This is a genomic window from Humibacillus xanthopallidus (assembly GCF_006717145.1).
GTDB classification, from domain to species: Bacteria; Actinomycetota; Actinomycetes; order Actinomycetales; family Dermatophilaceae; genus Humibacillus; species Humibacillus xanthopallidus.
The window spans coordinates 2,255,825-2,281,122 of the sequence record NZ_VFQF01000001.1 but is presented as its reverse complement, the minus strand read 5'-3'; the positions used below and the strand labels follow the sequence as shown (position 1 = coordinate 2,281,122).

Annotated in this window: 18 protein-coding genes; 8 read left to right on the top strand and 10 right to left on the bottom strand. The window is 72.0% G+C overall.

Annotated features, from left to right (window positions below; genetic code table 11):
- Positions 1–77 precede the first annotated feature (77 nt).
- From FHX52_RS09990 to FHX52_RS09965, 6 genes are all read right to left on the bottom strand, one after another.
- Positions 78–1,001 carry a carbon-nitrogen hydrolase family protein gene (locus FHX52_RS09990; RefSeq protein WP_141821746.1) on the bottom strand — a complete coding sequence of 308 codons (924 nt, stop codon included), beginning with the start codon at positions 999–1,001 and terminating at the stop codon, positions 78–80.
- Position 1,002: 1 nt separating this feature from the next.
- Positions 1,003–1,686, bottom strand: coding sequence for an SRPBCC family protein (locus FHX52_RS09985; RefSeq protein ID WP_141821745.1), 684 nt, complete (start codon positions 1,684–1,686; stop codon positions 1,003–1,005).
- Complete coding sequence (cutA, locus tag FHX52_RS09980) at positions 1,683–4,148, bottom strand: aerobic carbon-monoxide dehydrogenase large subunit (RefSeq protein WP_141821744.1); 2,466 nt, start codon at positions 4,146–4,148, stop codon at positions 1,683–1,685. Before cutA ends, FHX52_RS09985 begins: the two co-directional genes overlap by 4 nt.
- The gene (locus FHX52_RS09975; protein ID WP_141821743.1) at positions 4,145–4,693 is read right to left on the bottom strand and encodes a (2Fe-2S)-binding protein; all 549 of its coding nucleotides are present in this window, start codon (positions 4,691–4,693) and stop codon (positions 4,145–4,147) included. The genes cutA and FHX52_RS09975 overlap by 4 nt, the downstream gene beginning before the upstream one ends.
- Complete coding sequence (locus FHX52_RS09970; protein WP_141821742.1) at positions 4,690–5,574, bottom strand: FAD binding domain-containing protein; 885 nt, start codon at positions 5,572–5,574, stop codon at positions 4,690–4,692. Before FHX52_RS09970 ends, FHX52_RS09975 begins: the two co-directional genes overlap by 4 nt.
- Positions 5,575–5,721: 147 nt before the next feature.
- The gene (locus FHX52_RS09965; RefSeq protein WP_141821741.1) at positions 5,722–7,206 is read right to left on the bottom strand and encodes a uracil-xanthine permease family protein; all 1,485 of its coding nucleotides are present in this window, start codon (positions 7,204–7,206) and stop codon (positions 5,722–5,724) included.
- A gap of 149 nt (positions 7,207–7,355) precedes the next feature.
- Here FHX52_RS09965 and FHX52_RS09960 point away from each other — a divergent pair, with 149 nt between their 5' ends.
- Positions 7,356–7,961: a GNAT family N-acetyltransferase gene (locus FHX52_RS09960; protein ID WP_221630533.1), complete on the top strand. Its 606-nt coding sequence runs from the start codon at positions 7,356–7,358 to the stop codon at positions 7,959–7,961.
- A gap of 302 nt (positions 7,962–8,263) precedes the next feature.
- Here the strand turns inward: FHX52_RS09960 and FHX52_RS09955 are convergent, their stop codons facing one another.
- Positions 8,264–10,024: a helix-turn-helix domain-containing protein gene (locus tag FHX52_RS09955; protein WP_246069777.1), complete on the bottom strand. Its 1,761-nt coding sequence runs from the start codon at positions 10,022–10,024 to the stop codon at positions 8,264–8,266.
- Positions 10,025–10,208: 184 nt separating this feature from the next.
- Between FHX52_RS09955 and FHX52_RS09950 the strand changes: the two genes are divergently transcribed.
- Positions 10,209–11,066, top strand: a complete 858-nt coding sequence (locus FHX52_RS09950) for an oxamate carbamoyltransferase subunit AllH family protein (protein WP_185747175.1) — start codon at positions 10,209–10,211, stop codon at positions 11,064–11,066.
- Entirely contained in the window at positions 11,059–14,115 is a 3,057-nt protein-coding gene (locus FHX52_RS09945; protein WP_141821738.1) for a bifunctional FdrA/YlbE family protein, read from the top strand. Before FHX52_RS09950 ends, FHX52_RS09945 begins: the two co-directional genes overlap by 8 nt.
- A 112-nt stretch (positions 14,116–14,227) precedes the next feature.
- Here the strand turns inward: FHX52_RS09945 and FHX52_RS09940 are convergent, their stop codons facing one another.
- Entirely contained in the window at positions 14,228–15,250 is a 1,023-nt protein-coding gene (locus FHX52_RS09940; protein ID WP_141821737.1) for a hypothetical protein, read from the bottom strand.
- 327 nt (positions 15,251–15,577) lie between these two features.
- Between FHX52_RS09940 and FHX52_RS09930 the strand changes: the two genes are divergently transcribed.
- The 3 genes from FHX52_RS09930 (at position 15,578) to FHX52_RS09920 (ending at position 21,338) form a co-directional block, all read left to right on the top strand.
- Positions 15,578–17,194, top strand: a complete 1,617-nt coding sequence (locus FHX52_RS09930; RefSeq protein WP_221630532.1) for a N,N-dimethylformamidase beta subunit family domain-containing protein — start codon at positions 15,578–15,580, stop codon at positions 17,192–17,194.
- A gap of 206 nt (positions 17,195–17,400) precedes the next feature.
- Positions 17,401–19,326, top strand: coding sequence for an ABC transporter ATP-binding protein (locus FHX52_RS09925; protein WP_141821736.1), 1,926 nt, complete (start codon positions 17,401–17,403; stop codon positions 19,324–19,326).
- Positions 19,323–21,338 (top strand): ABC transporter ATP-binding protein, encoded by a 2,016-nt coding sequence (locus FHX52_RS09920; RefSeq protein ID WP_141821735.1) that lies wholly within the window; start codon positions 19,323–19,325, stop codon positions 21,336–21,338. Before FHX52_RS09925 ends, FHX52_RS09920 begins: the two co-directional genes overlap by 4 nt.
- Positions 21,339–21,362: 24 nt before the next feature.
- Here the strand turns inward: FHX52_RS09920 and FHX52_RS09915 are convergent, their stop codons facing one another.
- Entirely contained in the window at positions 21,363–22,541 is a 1,179-nt protein-coding gene (locus tag FHX52_RS09915) for a phosphotransferase (protein ID WP_141821734.1), read from the bottom strand.
- 56 nt (positions 22,542–22,597) lie between these two features.
- Between FHX52_RS09915 and FHX52_RS09910 the strand changes: the two genes are divergently transcribed.
- Together FHX52_RS09910 and FHX52_RS09905 are read left to right on the top strand one after the other, a co-directional pair.
- Complete coding sequence (locus tag FHX52_RS09910; protein ID WP_141821733.1) at positions 22,598–23,104, top strand: MarR family winged helix-turn-helix transcriptional regulator; 507 nt, start codon at positions 22,598–22,600, stop codon at positions 23,102–23,104.
- 128 nt (positions 23,105–23,232) lie between these two features.
- Positions 23,233–24,507, top strand: a complete 1,275-nt coding sequence (locus FHX52_RS09905; protein WP_141821732.1) for an NAD(P)/FAD-dependent oxidoreductase — start codon at positions 23,233–23,235, stop codon at positions 24,505–24,507.
- A 126-nt stretch (positions 24,508–24,633) separates the two neighbouring features.
- Here the strand turns inward: FHX52_RS09905 and FHX52_RS09900 are convergent, their stop codons facing one another.
- Positions 24,634–25,002 (bottom strand): hypothetical protein, encoded by a 369-nt coding sequence (locus FHX52_RS09900; RefSeq protein ID WP_141821731.1) that lies wholly within the window; start codon positions 25,000–25,002, stop codon positions 24,634–24,636.
- Positions 25,003–25,298 lie beyond the last annotated feature (296 nt).

Sequence of the window (25,298 nt, the reverse complement as noted above, 5' to 3'; positions counted from 1 at the left end):
GGTGCGCAGGCGCGGCGCGAGCCACCCGGCATACGGGCGGGGTGGCTGCCGAGCCGACGGCGTGCTCTCTCGATGGGTCAGCCCGCGTCGCCCCGGTGGATGGGGGCGTGCGCGAACGGTGTCTCGGCCGGGCGCTCGAGGTCGTCGCGGTGGTTGCGGATGAGGTCGAGGTTGCGGTCGCGCAGGTGGTCGAAGGACTGCCCGATGTTGGACCCGGGCGTGAGCGACGCCAGCGCGTCGGCCGGGTCGAGGCGCGCCGTGACCCAGCCCTCGTGGGTGGCGGCGCGGGCGACGATGTGGCCGATGGGCGTGACGATGTGCGAGTTGCCGAAGTAGAGCACCCCGGCGGGGTCGGCCCCGACGGCGTTGGCGCCGATGACGTAGACGTGGTTGTCGTAGGCGCGGGCACGGGAGGTGAGGTCCCAGATGTCGGCCGAGCGCAGCAGCGCCGACGGGCGGCAGATGACCTCGGCCCCCTGCACGGCCTGGATGCGCGCGAGCTCCGGGTAGTCGCCGTCGAAGCAGATGATCATGCCGATGCGGCCGAGCTCGGTGTCGCACACCGTGACGGTGTCGCCGGGCGTAACCCACCCACCGCCCGTGACGATCTCGGAGCAGAAGGGGTGCGTCTTGCGGTAGACGCCGAGCACCTCGCCCGACGGGGCGACGAGCACCGAGGAGTTGTAGACGATGCCGCGCTCGGGGCCGCGCTCGTAGGTGCCGACGCACAGGTGCACGCCGAGCTCGCGGGCGGTGTCCTGCAGCGGCTGGGTCATCGGCCCGGGCAGCTCGGTGACGAGGTCCCAGAGCTCCTCCTTGGAGCAACCCGGGGTGAAGCCGGTCGTCGCCGTCTCGGGCAGCACGACGAGCTCGGCGCCGGTCGCGGCGACACAGCGCCGCGTCATCTCCACGCAGTGCTCGAGGTTGGCGGCGATGGTGTCGGCCGTCAGCGGTGCCGCCACTGGAGCGATCTGGACGGCTGCGGCAGTGAAGGCGCGCACGTCAGCGCCTCCGTCCGAGCCGCGCCCCGAGGGCCACTCCGAGCAGGGCGATGACGCCGCCCGCCACGACGCCGAGGGCGAAGCCGCGAGAGCCCTCGAGAGCGGACTCGCCCGGCTGCGAGGCGCGCCCGGCGTAGGACCGCGGTGCGGGGGCAGCGGCAGCCGTACCAGCGGGGGCGGCCGCGCCGGTCAACGCGGGGGCGCCCGCGAGCTCGGTCAGCTCGGTCACCCCCTCGAGGCCGTTGAGGCCGGCGATGTCGGCGTCGAGCGCCGCGAAGAACTGACCCGCCATCTTGCGCGTCACTCCCGAGAGCATCCGCTGCCCGACCCCGCCGATGGCACCCCCGACGGAGGCGTCGGCGTCATAGGTGAGCTCGGTGCCTCCGAGGGGGGTCTCCGCAAGACGCACGACGACGAGCGCGTCGACCGTGCCGGGCGCACCGACCCCGGAGGCACGCATGGCGAAGGAGCTCGGCGGCTGGGGCTCGAGCAGGGCCACCTCGCCGTCGTAGGTGCCCTTGATGGCCGCCACACCCGCGGTCACGGTCATCGCGTAGTGGTGGTCGGCGAGCTCGGTGAGGCGCTCGCAGCCGGGCAGGCAGCGGGCGAGGACCGCGGGGTCGTGGACGGCGTCCCACACCTGGTGGGGCGGCGCCGCGAGGGTCGAGGTGCCGGTGATCTTCATGCCGTCGTCTCCTTGGCTTCGGTGGCTTCGGTCGTGCCTGCATCACGTGCCGCGCTCCGAGTTGCGCGGTGCAGCGAGGGGATCTCGCCGGCGGCGTGCTGGCGGCGCAGCTCCCAGAGGTCGTTGGGCGAGATCGGCATCCGCGAGATCGGGAAGCCCTCGGCGTCCTCGATCGCGGAGGCGATGACGGCCGACACGGGGATGCACCCCGCCTCACCGGCACCCTTGATGCCCAGGGGATTCAGCGGAGACGGCGTCTCGAGGTGGTCGGTCTCGATCGTCGGCACCTCGGAGGCGTAGGGCACGAGGAAGTCCATGAACGAGGCATTGAGCAGCTGCCCCGACTCGTCGTAGGCCATCCGCTCGTAGAGGGCGCCGCCGACACCCTGGGCGACCCCGCCGTGCACCTGCCCCTCGACGATCATCGGGTTGATCATGGTGCCGCAGTCGTGCACGACGCAGTAGCGCAGGATGCGGATCTCGGCCGTGACGGGGTCGGTCTCGACGATCGCCGCGTGCATGCCGTTGGCGAAGGTCGCCTGGGTGGGGGAGTAGAAGTCGCGACCCTCGAGGCCGGGCTCGTCGTCCTCGGCCACCGGAGGCTTGTCGGGGTCGAAGGTGCCCGCGAACTGCGTTGCGGCCTGGGCGGCTTCGTCGAACGCATACCGCAGGGGGTTGGACAGCACGGACACCGTGCCGAGCGACATCGAGGTCGCCGGCGCCCCCTTGACGCGCACAGTGCCCTCGACGATCTCGAGGTCCTGCGGTGACACCTCGAGCGCGTCGGCGGCGATGCGCAGCGCCTTGGCGCGGACGTTCCGTGCCGCGAGGGCGATGGCGCTACCGCTCATGACCGCGGCGCGCGACGCGAAGGTGCCCACGGCATACGCCATCTTGCGAGTGTCGCCGGTCGTCACGTGGACGTCCTCGAGGCGCACGCCGAGCTCCTCGGCGACGATCTGCGCGAAGACGGTCTCGTGCCCCTGACCCTGCGAGGTCAGCCCTGTCGACACGTTGACGCGGCCGCTCGTCTCGATCTGGATGTGGCCGCCCTCGTAGGGGCCGACGCCGGTTCCCTCGACGTAGCAGCCGATCCCGAGCCCGACGCGGCGTCCTTCCGCCTCCGCCTCGACGCGGTATGCCGCGAAGTCGTCCCAGCCCACGAGCGCCTTGATCTTGGCCAGGCTCGCGGGGAAGTCGCCGGAGTCGTACTTGAGCGGACGGCCGTCCTGGAAGAGCAGCCCGTGGTCGTAGGGCATCTGGCTCGGGAGGATGAAGTTGCGCGAGCGCACCTCGGTGCGGTCGATGCCGAGCTCGTCGGCGATGGCGTCCATCGCCCGCTCCATGGCGAAGCAGCCCTGCGGGCGGCCGGCGCCCCGATACGGCGTGACGAGAACGGTGTTCGTATAGAGCGACCAGAACTCACAGCGGTAGGCGCCCGGCTTGTAGGGGCCGAGCAGCTGCGTCGAGGTGATGATCGGCACGATGATGCCGTAGGGGGTGTAGGCGCCGTTGTCGTGCCAGAACTTGACGTCGAGCGCGAGTAGCCTTCCGTCGTCATCGAATCCGACGGTCACGGTCTGGAGCTGGCCCCGCTCGTGAGCCGCTGAGATGAAGTGCTCGCGCCGGTCCTCGGTGAACTTGACCGGCCGGCCGAGCAGTCGGGCCGCCCAGGGCACGAGCACCTCCTCCGGCCAGGGGTGCACGATCTTGACGCCGAAGCCGCCGCCGACGTCGGGTGCGATGCACTCGACCTTGGCCAGCGGCAGGTCGAGCTTGGCGGCGACGGCGGCGCGCACCCCCGTCGACGTCTGGGTCGAGGACCAGAGGCGCAGCTCGCGGCGCTCGTCGTCCCAGCGGGCGTAGACCCCGCGTCCTTCCATCGGGGTGCAGGCGCTGCGCTCGATGTCGAGCTCGAGGGTGAGGGTGTGGGGTGAGGCGGCGAGGGCAGACTCGACGTCGCCGACCTCCTGGAGCATGTGGGCGGCGATGTTGCCCGGCACGTCGTCATGCACGAGGAGCGCGCCCTCGCGGGCGGCGTCGATACCGACGACCGGCGGCAGCTGCTCGTAGGTGACGCGGATGCGCTGGCACGCGTCCTCGGCGACGTAGCGGTCGGTGGCGACGACCATGACGACGGGCTCGCCGACGTGGTTGACCTCGTCGCGGGCCAGGGCATAGCCCGTGCGGCCGTGCGTGAGGGTCGGGTGGGGGATGAGCAGGGGCAGGGGCTCGCCGATGCGGCCCGGCAGGTCCTCGTGGACGTAGATCCCGACGACGCCCTCGACATCGACGGCGTCGCCGGCGTCGACCTCGACGATGCGGGCGTGCGCGTGGGGGCTGCGCACGAAGGCCGCGGCGAGCGCGTCGTGACCGAGGTCGTCGAGGTAGCGGCCGCCGCCGCTGACGAGTCGGGGGTCCTCCTTGCGCCGGATCGGCGCACCGAACATCTGCGTCGTCATGCGGTCTCCCCGTCACCCTCGGCTTCGGCCCGACGCTCGGCGGTGATCTCGGCGGCACGCAGGACGCTCTTGACGATGTTCTGGTAGCCGGTGCACCGGCAGAGGTTGCCCGAGATCGCCTCTCGGGCCTGCTCGCTCGTCGGTGTCGGGTTCTCCTGGAGGTAGGCCGTGATCGTCGTGAGGAAGCCCGGCGTGCAGAAGCCGCACTGCAGCCCGTGACACTCGGCGAAGGCCTGCTGCACCGGGCTCAACGACTCACCGGTGGGCGTCACCCGCGCGTCGGGTGCAGATCCGAGCCCTTCGACGGTGGTGATCTCGTGCTGCTGCGCCGACACGGCGAACATCAGGCACGAGCGCATCGGCGCACCGTCGACGAGCACCGTGCACGCGCCGCACACGCCGTGCTCGCAGCCGACGTGGGTGCCCGTGAGGCGCAGGTCGTGGCGCAGGAAATCGGAGAGCAGGCGCCGCGCGGGCACGGCGGCCGTGCGTCGCACCCCGTTGACGGTCACCGTCACGTCATGGAGCGCCTCCACGTCTGTCATCGCCGATCTCCTTCTGCCGCAGTGACACTCTCGACGAGCACGCGCCTGGTCAGCTCTCCGACGAGCATCCGCCGGTAGTCGCTCGTCGCGTGGATGTCGCTCTCGGGCTGCACGTGGTCGCGAACGGCCGCCGCCGCGCTGTCGACCGCTGCACCCCAGGACTCGGAGCTGGCCTCGGTCCCTGCGAGCACGGGGCCGAGGTCGAGGACCGACGGCACATCCGTGACCGAGACGAACGATGCGCGGGCAGCCGTGACGACGCCGTCGGCCACCGTCACCATGACCCCCACGCCGGCGAGCGCGTAGTCACCGTGGCGGCGAGCCGACTCCCTGAAGGCGGTGCGCGTGCCCGTGGGGAAGCGGCCGAATCGCACTGCCACAGCGAGCTCGTCGGCCTGCAGGGTCGTCTCGAGGGGCCCGGCGAAGAAGTCCTGCCAGCCGATCTCCCGACGCCCTCGTGCGCTCACCGCTTCGACGACACCGTCACAGAGTGCCAGCACGGCCGGCATCTCACCCGCAGGATCGGCGTGCGCGATCGAGCCGACCGTCGTGCCCCGGTTGCGGATCGCGGGGTGGGCGACGTTGAGGGTCGCCTGGCGGAGGAGTGGGAGGGCGGCATACGCATCCTCGGAGCGCGCGAGCGCCGCGTGCCGTGCGAGGGCGCCGACGCGGACGGCCTCGTCGCTCACGTCGATTCCGTCGAGCCCCTCGACCCCGTTGATGTCGACGAGGTGGGCCGGCGAGGCGAGGCGCATGTTGAGGATCGGCACGAGGCTCTGCCCGCCGGCGAGCACCTTGCCGTCGTGGCCGACCTGCGCGAGCACGGCGGCAGCCTCGCCGACGGTGCGCGGCGCGTGGTGCACGAAGGGGGCTGGCTTCACCGAATCGATCCTGCCTTCCGATCGGCGCGGGCACTAGGGGGCTGGTCGCATCCCTGGCGCCGCGCTCTTGTCAGGTTGTGCCGTCAACACCGCAGGCCCCCGACGACGCATCGGGGGCCCACGGGTGCGGTATGCCGTCCGGCAGGGTCAGCGCCGCCGATCCGGTCCGCCGGGGGCGTCCTGGTAGAGGTCGTCGATGCCGTCGGCATCGCCGTAGTCTCCCTCCCGCTGTCCGAGCGAGATCATCGTGCCTCCGGCCGCGTCAGCACGCTCACGCAGCTCGGACGGGGCGATGGCCCGGGCGAGGTGGAAGGCACCGACGGCGACGATGGTGCCGAGGGCGATGCCGCCGAGCGAGAAGCTGTCGGAGAAGACGAGCGAGACGTTGCCGATGCCGATGACGATGCCGGCGGCGACCGGGACGAGGTTGATCGGGTTGCCGAAGTCGACCCCGTTCTCCTTCCAGATCTTCGCGCCGAGCAGGCCGATCATCCCGTAGAGCACGACGGTGATGCCGCCGAGCACCCCGCCCGGCACCGAGGCCACGAGGGCGCCGAACTTCGGCGACAGGCCGAAGATGATGGCGACCGCGGCCGCGACGTAGTAGGCGGCGGTGGAGTAGACGCGCGTCGCGGCCATGACGCCGATGTTCTCGGCATACGTCGTCGTCGGCGAGCCACCGACGGACGACGCGAGCACCGTGCCGAGGCCGTCAGCCGCGATGGCACGACCCATGTACGGGTCGAGGTCGGTCTTCGTCATCTCGGCGACGGCCTTGACGTGGCCGGTGTTCTCGGCGATGAGCGCGACCACGGCGGGCAGGACGAGGAGGATGGCGGCGACCGAGAACGACGGGGCGTGGATGCCGACGATCTCCTTGCCGTCGGCGCCCATCGTCGTCGACGGCGGCAGGCCGAACCACGGCTGGGCGGCAAGATTGTCGAAGTTCGTGCGGAAGTGGGTCGTGACCTTGCCGGCGCCCGCGTCGTAGGAGGTGATCTGCCCGAACATCTTGTCGAAGAGCCACGAGATGACGTAGCCGAAGATCAGCGCGAGGAAGACCGCGATGCGCGAGACGAACCCCCTGAAGGCGACCGCGCAGACGATGGTGAAGAGCATGACGAGCAGCGCCACCCACTGGTCCTGCGGCCAGTAGATGTTGGCGACGACCGGGGCGAGGTTGAAGCCGATGAGCATGACGACGGCGCCCGTGACGACCGGCGGCAGCACCTTGTGCAGCACGGCCGATCCGGCGAAGTGGATGGCGACGCCGACGAGGGCAAGCACGATGCCCGCCACGAGGATCGCGCCGGTGACGTCCTGCGAGGTGCCGCCCTGGGCACGGATCGCGACCACGGCGCCGACGAAGCTCGCGGACGTGCCGAGGTAGCTCGGGACCTTGCCCTTGACGATGAGCAGGAAGCAGATCGTCGCGATTCCGCTCATCATGATGGCGAGCTGCGGGTTGAGCCCCATGACGAGCGGGAATACGAAGGTCGCCCCGAACATCGCCACGACGTGCTGTGCGCCGAGCCCGACCGTCCTGCCCCACGAGAGTCGCTCGTCGGGGGCCACGACGTCGTCGGGCCCCAAGGTCCTGCCGTCGCCGTGAAGTTTCCAGCCCAAAGCCATTCCGACTCCTATGGTCGCCGCGCGCACGCGGATCCGGTCCCCCTGCTCCCACTGCGGGATGGGCGAAAACTACTCCCGCGACAGGGGATCGCGTTCGTCAAACGTTGATACACGCCGGTGCGCACCTGCTGGCAGGTCATGATGTATCCGTGTCTTCTCCCCTGCGGCCCTACGAGCCTCGCGACCGAGGGGCGCTCTACGACATCTGCCTGCGCACCGGGGACTCCGGAGCGGACGCGTCAGCGAGCTTCGCGGTGCCCGATCTGCTCGGCGAGGTCTACGTCGGCCCCTACCTTGCCTTCGAGCCGGAGCTGGCGCTCGTCCTCGACGACGGCACCGGGGCAGGGGGCTACACGCTCGGCGCCCTCGACACCCGGGCGTTCGAGGAGCGGTGCGAGCGGGAGTGGTGGCCGCCGTTGCGTGAGCGCCACCCGCTCGGCGAGCACCCTCCGGGCTCGGCCGACGCCGGTGTCGTGGCGCTCCTCCACCGGCCGCCGCGCGCCCCCGACGTCGTCGTCGAGAGGCACCCGTCACACCTGCACATCGACCTCCTGCCTCGCTGGCAGGGCGGCGGCTGGGGCCGGCAGCTCATCGCGGCGCTGCTCGAACGGCTCTCGGCGGCCGGGTCGCCGGGCGTCCACCTCGGTGTGGGGGCGGGCAACCCCAGGGCGGTGGGCTTCTACCGCCACCTCGGCTTCACCGAGCTGCTCGCCGCCGGCGACACCCTCTTCCTCGGCCGCTCGACAAGCCCGTGATCGAAAGCGCAGCGCTCATCCAATCGAAAGAGCACTCCGTCGGGTCCTGTGAGCACCCCCCGGGAATCGAACGAGCACTCCGTCGGGTCCTGAGAGCACCCCACACAATCGAAAGAGCAGTCCGTCGGGTCAGGTGCGCACCTCACACAATCGAGAGAGCAGTTCGTCGGGTCAGGTGCGCGACACCCAGTCACGTCTCGGCGACGAACTGCTCTTTCGATTGGGGCGGTCCGACGGGGTGCCCTTTCGATTGGGGTCGTCCCGACGGGGTGCTCTTTCGATTGGGGGCGGTGGTCTTTCGATCAGAGGCCGCGCATCGCGTGGATCTTGAGGGCGAGCGCGAGGGTCAGCCGCAGCTCGGGGTCGGTCGAGAAGGGGCCGAGCATCTTCTCGAGCTTGCCGATGCGGTAGCGCAACGTGTTGTAGTGGAAGAAGAGCCGGCGCGCCGTCTCCGCGACGTTCATGTTCGTGTCGAGCAGGATGGTGAGGGTCTCGCGCAGCCCGGCATACTCGGGCGAGTCGTCGGTGGCGAGCTCACGCAGCGAGTCGTGGACGAAGCGGCGCAGGTCAGCGCCCTCCGGGATGAGCGCGAGGAGGCGGTAGATCCCGAGGCCGTCGACGTGGGTCAGCGCTCCGTCGCCGTGCATCTGACGCCCGACCGTGACCGCCGAGAGCGCCTCGTCGTAGGCTTGGGGGAGGGCCTGGACCGACGTGATCGGTCGGGACACTCCGGCGGAGAAGCTCCGCCGCCCGCCCCCGCCGTCGCCGCGCACGACGCGCACGAGGTCGGCCACCGAGCGCATGAGCCGTTCGGTGTCGGCGTCCGCGGCCACACCGACGAGCGCGACGACCTCCCGGCTGAAGCCCATGACCGGCCCGCGGGGATCGCGCACCGCCATCGCGTGCGTCCACGCGCGGGCGAACCGCTGCTGCAGGAAGCGCACCTCCTCGGGGTCACGGCTCGTGCGGTCGTCGTCCTCGTCGGTCTCGGCGACGACGACGACCATCGGCCGGTCGATGTCCCACCCGAGCGAGGCCGCGTGCGCCACCGCCTCGGCGCGGGAGCCCGCCCGTCCGGCGAGGGCGTCGCGGAGGAACTCCGCCCGGTACTTGCTCTCGACGGCTGCGACCGCCTGGTCCTTGGTGATCGCGAGGGCAGCGACCGTGGCGGCTCGCTCGAGCAGGCGCACGTCGTCGGCGGTGAGGTCGCGGTGGCTGCAGAAGGCGATGAGCACGCCGTGGTCGAGGTGCCCCGCGACGATCCGCACGGCCGCACGCCCCGACCCTCGCGTCGCACCGGTGCGGTCGTCGCGGGCGAGGCCCATCGGCTCGCTCTCGGTGAGCAGGCGGCCGGTGCGGTCGAAGCAGCCCTGGCCCTCGGCGTGGGTGAGCTCGCGGCTCGACCCGGCGCGCGCGATGACCCGACCGTCGGTCGTCGTGACCATCGCCGCCCCGTCGAGGAAGCCGACGACCTGCTCGCACAGGTCGTCGAGCGACCCTCCCGCGAGGACGATCTGCACGAGCGCCCGGTCGGCGTCCTCGAGGCGGCGCAGCATGGCGGTCTGGTGCTGGAGGATGGCGCTCAGCACCTCGGTCGTGAAGGCGCCGACCTGGCCCTCGGGCACCTCGATGACCGGCAGCCCGTTCCGCTCGGCTGCTGTCGACACCTCGCGGTATGCCGTCCGGCTGAGTCCCGACGCAACGAGCCCCGCCGCTCCTGCCCCTTCGACTGCCTCGACGACCTCGGCGGGGGAGATGTAGGCGAGCTCGGCCGCGTCGGTCAGCACGAGGCAGTGCGCCAGCACCCCGACGGGGCCGTGGGTGCGAACCGCGTCCGGGCCTCCCCCGGCGGCCCCGACGGCCCCGACGGCCCCGGAGGCCTCGGTCCGCTTCAGCGCCTCGCGGAGCGGCAGCGTGCTGTCGACCGTCGCGTCGAGCCGGCGGGCAGGGGCGAGCACCGAGCCCTGTGCCGTGGCGGCGAGGCCCGCGATGAGGCGCAGCGAGATCCCCGAGACGTCGGCCTCGGACCGCGAGTCGCGGTTGGCCAGCGGCGCGGCTGGCAAGTCACCATCGCGGAGGCGCCCATCGTTGGCAACTTTCACCATGAGCGCACCCTACCCATCGTGGATAGCGTCACGACACGCCACCCGACCGGGTGGACGCTGGTCGCACGCCGTCGAACGCCTGCCCGGGCACGGCGTCGGCGAGGGCCGAACGTCGGCAGAGGGCGGAGGAGGGCGGCGCACGATGGGTGAGGTGCACGAGGCCGGCCTGGTCGGCGCCGCGGTGTCGCCCCTCGTCGCCGGTGCCGTAGCCGGTGCCGCCACGCGCCGCCGCGTGCTCGGCGTCTTCGACACGTGCGTCTACGTCGAGCTCGGCGCCCACGAGCGCGTGCTCGCCGTCCTCGCCTCGGACGCGCTGCACCTGCCCATCGGCCTGCGGCTCGCGCGGCCGTCGTCGATCATGCACTGGGGGGTCGAGCCGGGCGACGAGGTCCTCGTCGGAGCCGGCCGGGTCGTGCTGCCGCACCACGAGATCGTCGCCTCGCGCCTCGCCCGACCGTCGCGAGTGCACGCCGCACCGCGGGTGCCCACGGTGGCCGACGTCGAGCTCCTCCCGGACCCCGGAGTGCTCGGCGAGCTCACCCTCGACCTCACGAGCGCCGCGCTCGACGGCCGCTCCCTCGACGACGGCGTGCTCGGTCTCGTCGGCGCCGGGCGAGGCCTCACACCGAGCGGCGACGACGCGCTCTGCGGGGTGCTCCTCGCGCTCGCGTCAGTCGAGCACCCCACTACTGCAAGGTCGCTCGCCGCGTTGCGCGACCGGGTCCTGCCGGCACTTAGTCGCACGACGAGCCTGTCGGCGGCTCTCGTCGTCGCCGCCTCGTCGGGGTATGCCGTCCCCGACGTCGTGCGCCTCATCACCCTCACCGTCCGGCCGGGAGCCGACCGGACGGCATACGCCCCGACACTGGAGCGGGTGCTCGCCATCGGGCACTCCTCCGGGCGCGACCTGCTCTCGGGGGTGTCCGGCGCGCTGCGCGCCCTGGCGCTGCTCGAACCCCATCCGACCACCCCGCCACCCGAGGGAGCCCACCGTGCCTGACCACGTCGAGCGCCGCACCGGCAGCTACGTCGACTCCGTGAGCCTCATGCAGGTCTCGCGTGCCGCGGCTGGCGCGCCGGGAGTCGACGCGGCACAGGTGGCCATGGCGACCGAGCTCAACCTCGACGTCATCCGGGGCATGGGCTTCGACGTGCCGGAAGGGTCGCCGAACGACCTGCTCGTCGCCGTCCGCGGCACCGACGAGGGCATCGCGGCGGCTCTCGCCGTCGTCGCCGAGGAGCTGACCCGCCGCAGCGGCACCACGTCGACAGCCTTTGGGGCCGCGCCCGCCCCGCGCACGACGGCAGCGGCCATCACGGCGGCCGGGGCCGACCTCGCACTCGTCTCGGTGCCCGGAGCGCATGCCGTCGCCGAGGCGCTCGACGCCATCGCGGCCGGGGTCAGTGTCATGGTCTTCTCCGACAACGTCCCGGTCGAGGACGAGGTGGCCCTCAAGGAGGCGGCCGCGCGCGCCGGCGTGCTCGTCATGGGCCCGGACTGCGGCACCGCAGTCGTCGGCGGCGTCGCGCTCGGCTTCGCCAACGTCGTGCGGCCCGGCTCCGTCGGCATCGTCGCCGCGTCGGGCACGGGGGCGCAGCAGGTGATGGCGCTGCTCGACGCCGCCGGGGTCGGCGTCAGCCACTGCCTCGGTGTCGGCGGCCGCGACCTCTCCGCCGCGGTGGGTGGCCGCTCGACGCGGCAGGCCCTGGCCGCGCTCGCCGACGACCCGGTCACGGAGCGCATCGTCGTCGTCTCCAAGCCGCCCGCCCCCGAGGTGCTCGCCGACCTCAAGGGGTATGCCGCCGGGCTGGGCAAGCCGGTCCACTGGGCCACGCTCGGGCCGGGCCGCCCCGACCTCACGGCCGCCGTCGAGGCCGTCCTCGCAGCGACCGACGCAGCGCACGAGGAGGCGAGCCCGACGGGTGCAGCGGATCCAGCCGGGGCCAGTCGCGGGGACGGTGCCGGGGCAGAGCGGGTGTGGCCGGAGTGGGCCGGTGCCTCGAGCGACGAGCTCGGCGAGGGCTCGCTGCGGGGTCTCTTCTGCGGCGGCACCCTCGCCGACGAGGCCATGCTCATCGCGGTCGAGCACCTCGGTGACGTGCGCTCCAACATCCCGCTTCGCCCCGACCTCGCGCTGGGCCCGGGCCTGCGCGACGGCGGGCACGTCGTCATCGACTTCGGCGACGACTCGATGACGCAGGGGCGGGCGCATCCGATGATCGACCCCTCGCTGCGGCTCGAACGCATCGCCGTCGAGGCCGTCGACCCGACGTGCGGGGTGCTTCTGCTCGACCTCGTGCTGGGTCACGGCGCCCACCCCGACCCGGCGCCGGAGCTCGCCGCCGCCATCGCCGCGGCCCGCGAGACCGCGGCCTCGGCAGGGCGCAACCTGCCCGTCGTCGTGTCGCTGACCGGCACGTCCGGGGACCCCCAGGGGCTGGAGCGCAGCGCCGAGGCTCTCGCCGACGCCGGCGCCACCGTGCTGCTCTCCAACGCCAACGCGACGCGGCACGCGATCCACCTCCTCGGCAGGCGCACGTGGCCACTGGAGCCGACGACGACCGCGACGGCATACGGCAGGGCAGACGCAGAGTCCCGTAGGGACGCTGCCCCCCAATCGAAAGAGCACTTCGTCGGCCTGCACGGGCTGCTGTCGAGCGAGCTCGTCGTGGCGACAGCGGGTGCAGGTCTCTTCGCGGAATCGCTTCGCGCGCAAGCGGTCTCGGTGAGCGAGGTCGACTGGCAGCCGCCGATGCCCGGCACCGAGCGCGACCTCGCCGTCGTCCTCGCCGACGAGCGGCGTGCCACCGCCAACGCGGAGGCCTTGCGCCGCATGACGGCCGCTGGCGCCGACCTCGTCGACGTGCGACCCGCTCGCGACGCGCTCGGGCTCGAGCGCGGGACCTTCCTCCACGCCGGACCACCGATCGAGTTCGCCCGCGCCTCAGGGCCGCTCAGGGGTGCGCTCATCGGCGCCATGCTGCTCGAGGGGCTTGCCGACACGGCCGAGGAGGCGGAGGCGAAGCTCGAGAAGGGCGACGGCATCACCCTCGAGCCGTGCCACCACCGCGACGCCGTCGGGCCGATGGCTGGCGTCATCAGCCCGTCGATGTGGGTCTACGAGCTGCGCGACGAGGTGCACGGCAACACGTCGTGGTGCTCGCTCAACGAGGGGCTCGGCAAGGTGCTGCGCTACGGCGCCTACGGGCCCGAGGTCATCGAACGGCTGCGCTGGATGAACGCGGTGCTCGGACCGATCCTCCAGCAGGCCGTGCGAGCCCGGGTCGACGCGTCGGGTCCGGTCGACATCAAGGCGGTCATCGCCCAGATGCTCCAGATGGGCGACGAGGGCCACAACCGCAACCGCGCCGGCTCGCTCATGCTGCTCCGCGAGCTGCTGCCGACGATGATCACCGCCGACGCGTCCTCGACCGACATCGCCGAGGCGGTGCGCTTCTCGGGTGCCAACGAGCACTTCTTCCTCAACCTCGGTATGCCGGCCTGCAAGCTGAGCACCCTTGCGGCCCATGGCATTCCGGGTTCGAGCGTCGTGACGACGATGGCGCGCAACGGAACCGACTTCGGCATCCGTGTGTCGGGCACTGGTGACGCGTGGTTCACGGGTCCGGCCAACACCCCCGAGGGGCTCTTCCTCGGGTCCTACGGGCCCGACGACGCCAACCCCGACATCGGCGACTCGGCGATCACCGAGACGGCCGGCATCGGCGGCTTCGCGATGGCTGCTGCGCCGGCGATCGTGAAGTTCGTCGGCGGCGACGTGCCTTTCGCGCTACGGGCGACGCAGACGATGTATGCGATCACGGTCGGCGAGCACACCGCCTACCAGGTGCCGATCCTCGAGTTCCGGGGCACGCCGACCGGCATCGACGTCACGGCGGTCGCGCGCACCGGGATCCTGCCGCAGATCAACACCGGCATGGCAGGGCGGGTCGCGGGGACCGGTCAGGTCGGCGCCGGCCTCGTCACCCCGCCGGCCGAGTGCTTCACCGCGGCACTCGCGGCTCTGGCCCGAGCCACGCACCGCTGAGGATCGGTCCTTCCCAGTCGAGTGCTCAGTTCCAGACGGCACGCCTCCCAGTCGAGTGCTCACTTCCAGACGCGACGCCTCCCAGTCGAGTGCTCACTTCCCGACGGGATCCTCAACACCTACGCCCGCGCCATACGTCGTCTCGGGCGATAGCCACATCGATGGCGTGGCGCGAGAAGAAGTGGGGGTCCGTGTCATGGAGCGCAAGAGTGGACTCGGGCACGTGCAGCTCCTCTGCAAAGCGGCGAATGATGGCCCAGCGCGCTGCCGTGGTAGCCATGTCCGCTGCCCAGATCTCGATCACGAGCCAGCCGTCGTCCTCCAGTCGTCTGCGTCGAAAGTCGTCGTGCTCCCGCTGCTCATCCTCTGAATGGAATTCGGCACCTTGGTACTCACCGATCAGCCGTACCTGGCGGCCGTCGGGAAGCTCGATCTGCCAGACCAGGTCGCCGTAGCCCAGAAGGACGTCGCGGTTCCATGAGGCAGAGATCGGTTGATTGGGTTTCGGTTCAGGAAGACCCGCCCGTACGAACATGATCCTTGCCTGGGTCTCACGTGGAGACCACGACCCCACTCTGATGAGCTCCAGTGCCTCGGTGAGCAGAATCTTGCCCCGTGGGCGCACCCGGCGGCTCAGCGCTTGTTTGAGCGGCGCGGTGCTGCGCAGAGCCGTGGCGCACGCATCACCCACGACGATGGCGTCATCGAGGCCCAGGGGCTTACTTCGGCCGGCCAGCTCGCCAAGGTCAACCCAGGTGTCGGCGAGTCCAACGACGGGCAGACCGTGCGCCGTCGTCAGTGCCCGAGCGTGAACGGCGCGATGCCCGACCACGAGTGCGCGGCGAAGGTGGGGTCGGTTGATCGGGCGGATGACGTGTAGTCGCTCATCCGCTTCGAGGGCATACGACAAGGGAAGGCCCTGGAGCTGCGCTGACGTGATGTGCGAGAAGGCTGCGCCCGCGGGCAGCGCGCACGCCAAGGCTTCAGCCCGTTCGATCAGGCTGGAGGGCGAAGTGATGGACCGGACCCCTTTGAACGGCCGATGCAAGGTCGGTGAGCCGAGTTGGCGCTCCGTAAACCCGAGCGCCCTCCCGTCGGCGATGGTGAATGGTGTGGCAGGGAAGGCGGTTGTCATCCGTCGACGTTGCTCGATCAGACCAAAGGCGGGGTACGAGGGCGAATCGAGCTGTGGACCACAACGACCGCCCTCGGCGGGGTGTGGATAACCCATCGGGAATTGGGCACTCGACGGGGCGGGGGGTCGGGAAGTGGGCACTCGACGGGGCGGGGGGTCGGGGAAGTGGGCACTCGACGGGGCGGGGGGTCGGGGAAGTGGGCACTCGACGGGGCGGGGGGTCGGGAAGTGGCCACTCGACGGGGCGGGGGGTATCGGGGCGATCGGCCCAGCCGGCCGCCAGCGTTCCTCCCGAGTGCGCTCAGGGGCTGGCTCTAGGGTCGGCTCGTGACGGAGAGCGAGAACGGCACGGGGGCGTCGCGGCGCGCCGTCCTGGCGGCGGGTGGGGCCCTGCTGCTCGGCGCCTGCACCGGCGGCAGCCCCGCCTCACCCGCCGGGCCGGGGTCGGGGTCGGCGTCGTCCAGCGCGTCCTCCGCAGCGCCGACCACGCCTGGAGGCTCAACCTCGGCGACCACGTCCGGCGGGGCGGGCTGGGTGCGCGCCGAGAACGCGAAGGCCGGCACGAGGGACTGGCGGATCGACAAGGCCCGCCTCGCGGGTGAGACCGACCTTGCCGGCTACACCGACCGGGTGAGCGTGCTGCCCGGTGAGTCGTTCGGGCTGCACCTCAGCTCGGCGCTGGGCCCGGTCACCGTCCGGGCGTTCCGGTTGGGCTATTACCAGGGCACCGGCGCGCGTCTGGTGTGGACCTCGCCCAACATCGCGACCACAAAGCAGGTTCAGCCGACCCCCGACGGGTCCGGAACCGTGCGCTGCCGCTGGCCGCAGTCGCTCTCGGTATCGACGAAGGGGTGGCCCGAGGGCAGCTACCTGCTGCGGCTCGAGGCCCATGGCAAGGCCCGCTATGTGCCGATGGTCGTGCGCTCGCGCGAGACATCCGGCCGGCTCGTGCTCGTGTCGGCCGTCACCTGCCACCAGGCCTACAACCAGTGGGGCAGCTTCTCCCTGTACAAGGGTCCGGCCCACGGCGCAGAGCCGAAGGCCTCGGTGGTCAGCTTCGACCGGCCCTTCGACCGCAACGGCGCACCACTCGTCCTCGCCTACGAGCAGGGCCCGATCTTCGTCGCCGAGCGCCTCGACCTCGACCTGGCCTACGTCACGTCGTGGGAGCTGCACGACCAGCCCGACCTGCTGGCCGGCGCGAGGGGCGTCGTCTCCCCGGGTCACGACGAGTACTGGACCGTGCCGATGCGTCGGCACGTCGAGGCGGCGCGGGACGCGGGCGCCAACGTGGCCTTCCTCGGCGCCAACGCGTGCTATTGGCGGGTGCGCCTCTCCGACGACGGGCGGAGCATGACCTGCTACAAGTCCGCCGCTGCCGACCCCCAGCGGGGCGCCGTCGACACGACGGCCATGTGGCGCAGCAAACCCCACCCGGACCCCGAGAACTCCTTCACCGGCATGCTCTACGAGGCCTTCCCCGCCGAGGCCGACCTCGTCGTCCACGACCCGAGCTTCTTCCTCCTCGAGGGCACCGGTGCCACCCTCGGCGAGACGTATGCCGGTCTCATCGCCGTCGAGATCGACCGCGCCTACCCGCTGCCCGGCACGCCGACGAACCTCCAGGTCGTCGCGCACTCGCCGGTCGCGCTCCAGCAGCGGCCCGCCACCCACTCCGACATGACCTACTACTCAGCGCCCAGCGGCGCCGGGGTCTTCGCCGTGGGCACGATGGCCTGGGCGGCTGCTCTGCGCGGCGCGCGCACCCGACCGCGCATCGACGCGCACGCGGCCGATTTCGCCCGCACCGTGACGACCAACCTCCTCACGGCGATGGCCCAGGGCCCGATGGGTCGTCAGCATCCCGCGCAGGGCAACCTCGCGGCGCTCGGCGCCTCGCCCCACACGAGCACCGGCACGGGCGGCCCCGTGGCCCACACCTGACCCGCCCCTGACCCGAGCCTGACGAGCGGCACCCCGAGCCCCTCGCGAGCGCCCACCGGGGGTCGCCGGGCGTCACCCCAGCCCCACCGGCCGACACCCTTCACGCAGACCCCGGCACCCGGCATACGGGCTGGCGGCCTGTCCGATCTGCCCGGGGCAAAAAGGATTGGGGCGCTGTCGGCGGCCCGGCCTAGGGTGGTCGGGCCATGCGAGACTTCCCGCCCGTCACCCGGGCCTACACCGAACGCGGCGCCGACGAGCCCGACACCCGCAGCCCCCTGAGGTTCCTCTGGTGGATGGTGCGGGCCAACGGCGTGCTCTTCTGGGTCGGCCTGCTCGTCGCGCTCATCTGGATGGTGCCGCAGACCCTCGGCCCGTGGATCGTCGGTCGCGCGATCGACACCGGCATCGTCGCCGGCGACTCGGCGAAGACGATGCAGTGGATCCTGCTCCTCGCCGTCGTCACCGTCTTCGGTGCGGCGAGCGGCATCGCCTTCCACACCGTCATCGTGCGCGAGTGGCTCATCGCGCTCTACGGCACGACGAAGCTCGTCACGCGCAAGGCCCTCCAGCTCGGCCACGTGCTCACCCGCCGCACCCCGACGGGCGAGGTGCTCTCCGTGTCGGGCAGCGACGGCGACCAGTTCGGCGCCCTCATGGAGGTGACGACGCGGGCGCTCTCGCAGCTCGCCGCCTACCTCGTCGTCGCCGGCATCGTGCTCACGACGTCGGTGCGGATGGGCCTGCTCGTCCTCGTCTCGGCGCCCCTGCTCGTCCTGCTCGGTGCGCCCCTGCTGCGACCCATGCAGCGCTGGCAGGGCGTCGAGCGCGCCCGCAACTCCGAGCTGACCTCGATGGCGACCGACATCGTCGGCGGCCTGCGCATCCTGCGCGGCATCGGCGGTGAGCAGACCTTCGGCGGCAACTACGACACCCAGTCACAGCGCGTGCGCGAGTCCGGCGTGGCCGCAGGGCGCTGGCTCGCCGCGGTCGAGTCCGTGGGGGTGCTCCTCTCGGGCAGCTTCGTCGTCGCGCTCATGTGGCTCGGCACCCGCGAGGTGGCGCAGGGCGAGCTGACCGTCGGCGAGCTCGTCAGCTTCCTCGGCTACGGCCTCTTCCTCATCCAGCCGATGCGCACCTTCGTCGAGTTCGCGCAGAAGTGGACCCGGTCGGTCGTCTCGGCGCGCAAGGCCGTGGCCGTCCTCTCGCAGCGTCCGCCGTGGGTCCACCCGGCCGAGCCGGCGAGCCTGCCGTCGCACGCGCCGATCGTCGACGGCGCCTCGGGCGCGACGATCGAGCCGGGTCGGCTCACGATGGTCGTCTCGGCCGTGCCCGACGACTGCGCCGCGCTCGCCGACCGCCTCGGCCGCTACCTCCACAGCGAGGAGGGCGCGCTCGTCAGCGACGAGATCCCCGAGGAGCTCAAGGGCCGGGCCGCCCTCCGCGAGCGCTCGGCCCGCGCCCGTGCGCGCGAGGAGCAGGCCCGCCGTGACGACGAGCGGGCGCGCCAGCCGTGGGGCGTCACCGTGGGCGGGGTCGACCTCGCGAGCGTCGAGCTCGACGAGGTGCGCGCCGGCATCCTCGTCAGCGACACCGCGCCCCAGATCTTCGCCGGCACGCTGCGCGATGCCGTCGACCCGCTCCACCGGCTGAGCCGCGAGCAGGCGGAGCAGGCCCTGCACACCGCCGCAGCCGAAGACGTCTTCGACGCCCTCCCCGGAGGCTGGCAGGGCGAGCTCGAGGAGCGGGGGCGCGGCCTCTCCGGTGGCCAGCGACAGCGGCTCGTCCTCATGCGCGCGCTCGCCGCCGACCCCGAGGTGCTCGTGCTCGTCGAGCCCACGTCGGCCGTCGACGCCCACACCGAGGCGCGCATCGCCGAGCGCCTCGGCGCCCACCGCGGCGGTCGCACGACCGTCGTCATGACCGCCTCACCCCTGCTCCTGCACCACGCCGACGAGGTCATCCTCCTCGAGGACGGCGTGGCCACGACGCGCGGTCGGCACGCCGACCTGCTCGCGGGCTCGGCGGCATACCGCTCGGTCGTCGTGCGCGGCACCGAGGGCACGCCCACGCTCGCCGAGCGTGTTGAGCCCGTCGAGCCAGCCGAGCCGGTCAGGGAGGGGTCGCGATGAGCCGCCCCGACAGCACGCTCCAGAGCGCCGCCGACCCGTCGCGGTATGCCGCGAGCGACCTCAGCCCGCTCCTCTCGCCTGTCGTCGCGGCTGAGTCCGCCGCGACGTGGGACGCCGGTCCGGAGGTGCCCGCGGTCCCCGACGAGCTGCGCCCGCCCGCCGCCGCGCCCGTGCGCGAGCGGGTGGCAGCGCTGCACCGGAGACACCTGCTGCGTGAGCGACGGGCCCAGGAGTTCGTCGCCGACACGATGAACGCCCGGAAGGGGCTGCCCATCGCCGACAACCACCAGGTGGTCCGCTTCATCGGTCGGCTGCTCGGCGACCACCGCCTGCTCGTCGTCGTGGTCGTGGTCGCGAACGCGCTCGCGGCAACCGCCGGGCTCCTCGTGCCGCGCCTGCTCGGCAACCTCGTCGACTCGACAGTCGCCGACGTCGAGGCGGGGCGCGTCGACGCGGCGCTCGCGGGCGCCAACACGGCAGCGCTCGTCGTCGCCGGTCTCGTCGTCGTGCAGAGCCTCTTCACCTTCGCCGCCAAGATCAGCTCGACGGTGCTCGGCCAGAACGTCCTCGCCGCCGCCCGCGAGTTCATCGTGCGGGCGATCCTGCGCCTGCCGCTGTCACGGGTCGAGAGCGCGAGCTCGGGCGACCTCGTGACCCGCGTGACCCGCGACGTCGGCACGATGAGCGAGAGCGTGCGGTGGGCGCTGCCCGAGTCGATCATCGCGAGCATCACCGTCGTGCTCACGCTCGTCGCGATGGTGAGCAACTCGCTCGTCCTGTCGCTGCCGTCGATCGTGCTCATGACGCTCGCGCTCTTCCAGGTGAGGCGCTACCTCAAGCGGGCACCGAAGGGCTACCTCACCGAGGGCGGCACCTACTCGCGCATCAACACGACGCTCACCGAGACCGTTGAGGGGGCCCGCACCGTCGAGGCGCTCGGGCTCGGCGAGCAGCGGCTCCGTCGCGGTGACGACGACATCGAGGTGTCCGGTCAGGCCGAGCGCTACACGATGACGCTGCGCAACCTGCTCTTCGTCGTCATGGACATCGCGTTCAGCATGCCTCGCGTGCTCGTGCTCCTCTTCGGCGCGATCGGCTACGCCCAGGGGTGGGCGACGCTCGGGCAGCTGACGACGGCGATCCTCTATGCCGAGGCGCTGTGGGGGCCGTTCGACATGCTCGTGCACACCGTTGACCGGGTGCAGGTCGGCATCGCCTCGACGACCCGACTGCTCGGCATCGCGACGGTGCCGCCCGACCGCGAGGCCGGTTCGGATCGGCCGCTCGGCCGTGACCTCGTCGGGCACGACCTTCGTTACGCCTACCGGCCCGGGCACGACGTGCTCCACGGCATCGACCTCGACCTGCGCACCGGAGAGCGGCTCGCCATCGTCGGGCCGAGCGGCTCGGGCAAGTCGACCCTCGGCCGGCTGCTCTCGGGCATCCACGGCCCGCGCACGGGTTCCGTCGCCGTCGGCGGTGTCGAGCTGACCGCACTGCCGCTCGACGTGCTGCGCACCGAGGTCGCGCTCGTCACGCAGGAGCACCACGTCTTCATCGGGTCGGTGCGCGACAACGTCGTGCTCGCCCGTGAGGGGTCGAGCGACGAGCAGGTGCGCGCGGCCCTCGGCGCCGTCGACGCGCTCGAGTGGGTCGACCGGCTGCCCGAGGGCATCGACACGCGCATCGGCTCGGGGCAGCAGGTGCTGACGCCCGGTCGGGCTCAGCAGATCGCCCTCGCCCGGCTCATCCTCGCCGACCCGCACACGATCGTCCTCGACGAGGCGACCTCGCTCATCGACCCGCGCACCGCCCGGCACCTCGAGGGCTCGATGAACGCGCTGCTCACCGGTCGCACCGTCGTGGCCATCGCCCACCGCCTGCACACGGCGCACGACGCCGACCGCATCGCCGTCGTCATCGACGGGCGTGTCGCCGAGCTGGGCAGCCACGACGAGCTCGTCGCCCGAGACGGGGAGTACGCCGCGCTCTGGCGCGCCTGGACCTCCTGACGCGCGGGTCCCAGGGCGAGGGCCTCAGCGTGCGGGGCTCAGCCCGCAGGGGGTGCCGTCTCCCAGGCGCGCGGCGACGACGGGCGCGGTGAGGTCGAGCATGGCGCGGGTCAGCGTCACGCGCTCGAGCGCCAGCGCGGCGACCATCGGGTCGTCGGGCGGCGCGGTGCGCAGCTCGTCGGAGGGCAGTGCGCTGAAGACGGACCGGGCGAAGAGCGAGCCGAGGTAGCCGAAGCGCACGTCGTCGGCATCCACGGCGAACCCCTCGTCGGCCAGGCCCGCGAGGTAGGCAGGGAAGATCGCCGAATCGATAGCCGCGATCTCGGTCGCCGGTGCGAGGCTCGCGTGCATCGGCCCCACGAGCAGCTGCCCGAGGTCGAAGCCTACGGCGAGCAGCGAGCCGAAGCCCCAGTCGATGACGACGAGGTCGTCCTCGCCGTGGCAGACGAGGATGTTCTGGACGCTCGCGTCGCCGTGCGCGAAGGTCTGGGGCAGGGCGTCGAGCTCGGCGAGGACCGGCAGGGCGAGGTCGAGGTGCCGACCGAGGTCGCCGCGCAGGTCGACGTCGCCCGTGGTGGCGACGGCCTCCATCATGGCGGGGTGCGCCCAGAGCGAGTCGTCGGCCAGCTCGGCCCTCGTCCCGACGAGGACCCGGCCCTCGACGAGGTAACGCAGTGCCGCACCCCGCGGGAGCTGCCGACAGATCTCGGGCAGGCGTTCGTTGACCTCCGCGCCCTCGCGTCGCCGCGCGGCCAGACGCCCGAGCAGGTATGCCGCACGGGCGAGCTCGTCGGTCGACCACGGTCCGCTGCGCTCCTCGACGAGCTCGGACCAGACGCCGATGTGGTCGTCGTCGAAGTGCTCGTGGTGCAGCAGCTCGGGAACGCGCATGCCGGTCGGCAGGACGTCGGCGATGCCCGAGAGCGCCATGTCGAGCTCGAAGCGCCACGGGAAGGCAGTGAGGAAGAAGTCGCGGGCGGGGCCCTCGGGCACGACCTCGAGCCGGGGCCACAGGCGCGGGTGGCGCAGCAGCTTGACGAAGGAGCGTGACCGGCCGCCTGAGGTCGTGACCTCGACCCTCCACAGGCCCGCCGTCGCGGGGGAGCCCCAGTCGTAGTCGACGTGGGCGAGTGCCACATCCTCCACCGTGGCACCCGCCAGCCGCGCCGTGACAGCGGCGATGCCGTCCTCGTCGACCGCCATGTCCCCGCCCCTCAAGTAGTAAAGCCTCTTTACCAAATCGAGGATAGGGTGAGGGCATGGCGGTGCGCAAGAGTGACGGGATGGACGTGCAGCCGTCGCCGGACGAGGTCCAAGGGCACCGCTCCGACGACCTCCCGGACGAACTCCCGGATCATCTCTTCCGGTGGGCCGACGCGGTGGGCCGTCGGCTCAACCGCGAGATGCGCGAGCTCGCCCCGGCGCACCTCGCCGCGATCGGAGGGCGGCGGTCGAGGCTGCTGCAGATGATCCCGCCAGGCGGCATGCGCGTCACCGACCTCGCGCACCGCTCTGGAGTGACGAAGCAGGCCGTCGGCCAGCTCGTCGACACGCTCGAAGCGCTCAGCCTCGTCGAGAGCGGACCATCGCAGGCTGACCGGCGGGTGCGGTGGGTGCGCCGGACCCAGGCGGGCGACCGGGTGGTCGAGGAGACCCTCGCCCTCATCGACGCGGCTCAGCAACGCCTGAGGCAGCAGGTGGGGGCGCGTCGGTACGACGTCATGGTCGACACGATGCGTGAGCTCGGCCGCGACGTCACCTGGTGACGCGCGGTGGGCGGACCGTGCAGCCCGCCGTCCCAGCTCGCCATCTACCCCCGCCCACCTCCTCACCTGCCCGGGCCACCTACCCCCGGGCCTCGACGGACCGCGCTGGGCGTGTGAAGGTGGAGGCCATGAGCAGCGCGGCGAACAGCGGAACGGGCCGGACGGCATACGTGATCATCGGCGGGGGCCTTGCGGCAGCGCGGGCGGTCGAGGGCATCCGCGAGGAGGACGAGAAGGGCAGGGTCGTCGTCGTCACCGAGGAGGAGCGGCTTCCTTACGAGCGGCCGCCGCTGTCCAAGGGGGTGCTCAAGGGCGACGACGCGATCGACAGTGTCTTCACCCACCCCGAGGGGTGGTATGCCGACCACGACGTCGAGCTGCGGCTCGGTGACCCCGCGACCTCGCTGGACGCCCACGAGCACGTCGTCACGCTGCGCAGCGGCGAATCCCTCTCGTACGACAAGCTGCTCATCGCGACCGGCTCGTCGGCGCGGGCGCTCGACGCCCCCGGCGCCGACCTCGACGGCGTGCTCTACCTCCGCGAGCTGCAGGAGTCGACGGCGCTCAAGGAGGCGTTCGCCGACGGCGCCCGGGTGGTGATCGTCGGGGCCGGCTGGATCGGGCTCGAGGTGGCCGCGGCCGCCGCCGACGCAGGGTGCAGCGTCACAGTCGTCGAGCCGCAGGCCGCGCCGTTGCTCGGAGTGATGGGGGAGCAGGTGGGCGGCTGGTTCGCCGACCTCCACCGCTCGCACGGCGTGACGTTCCGCTTCGGCGAGGGCGTGTCGCGCATCGAGGGCTCCGGGCGCGCCGAAGCCGTCGTGACGACGACGGGCGAGCGGCTCCCCGCTGCCGTGGTCGTCGTGGGCGTCGGCATCACGCCCAACACCGGGCTCGCCGAGGGCGCGGGGCTCGACGTCGACAACGGCATCGTGACCGACACCCGACTGCGCACCTCGGCCGACGGCGTCTGGGCCGCCGGCGACGTGGCGAACTGGGAGAGCACGACCCTCGGCACCCACGTGCGCGTCGAGCACTGGGCCAACGCGAACGACGGCGGGCTGGCCGCCGGCCGCTCGATGGCCGGGGCGGACGTGACCTACGACCCCATCCCGTTCTTCTTCTCCGACCAGTACGACGTGGGGCTGGAGTATGCCGGCCACGTCCCGCGCGGGTCGGGCGCGGAGGTCGTGCTGCGCGGCGAGCCGTCGGCCAACGAGTTCATGGCCTTCTGGGTCGTGCCCGAGGGCGACGGCGTGCGGGTCCTGGCCGGTATGCACGTCAACGTGTGGGACACCATCGACGCGGTGCAGCAGCTCGTGCGCGACGCGACGGTCGTCGACCGCGACCGACTCGCGGACGCCAGCGTCCCGCTCGACGAGCTGACCGGGTCGTCCGCCGGCTAGGGGACGGCCGACGACGTCACCGAGAGTGCGGGCGCCCGGCCTCCCCGCCGCGCGCCCGCCCTCTGTCGTGTTGCCCTGTGATCGCGCTCGGCAGCACTGCTGAGCCGCGCTGACGGGCCGGACTGCTCAGCCCTCCGCCGGCGGCTGCCAGTCCGGCGCGCACGTCGCCATGCCGTCGATGACTGCCATCGTCAGCATCGCGAAGTCCCCGTCGGACAGGTAGCTGAACGGCTTCGGTGCCTTGCCTTGGTAGGCGGCGCCGCTGCCGACGGTTGCCCGGCTCTGGATGAGCGGCTCCTGCGTGAGGCCCCGCTCGGCCATGAAGGCGGTGACGGCGTCGTCGGCGACGTAGCCGCACTGCTCGGCGTACTCCGGCCCGATGAGGTACATCGTGCCGAGGTCGCTGAGCGGCACCCAGGGCGTGTGGCCCTTGACGTGCTGCGCGTAGGCGGCGGGCTGCCAGTAGTCCCGGTAGCAGTGGTGTGCCGACGCCATCGTCGAGCCGACGAGGGGTGATGGCTGCTGCCGCCGCGGTCACGGTTCCGGTGCGGCGAAGGATCGTGTGAAGTGCTCCCATGCTCACGTCTTCCTGTGCGAAGGTGCACCCCGAGCCGAACGCAGGGATTGCGCCGGGATTGAACACGGTGCATGAGGCGCCAGCCCCTCGACAAATACGTCGGGCGCGTCACGAGTTGCATGTCGACGCGCGTGATCCTGTGTTGGCGCTCACGTCGTCATTTCCGGAATCTGGGCCGTCGACGAGACAGCATCGCCACTTTCTCCTAGTCTCG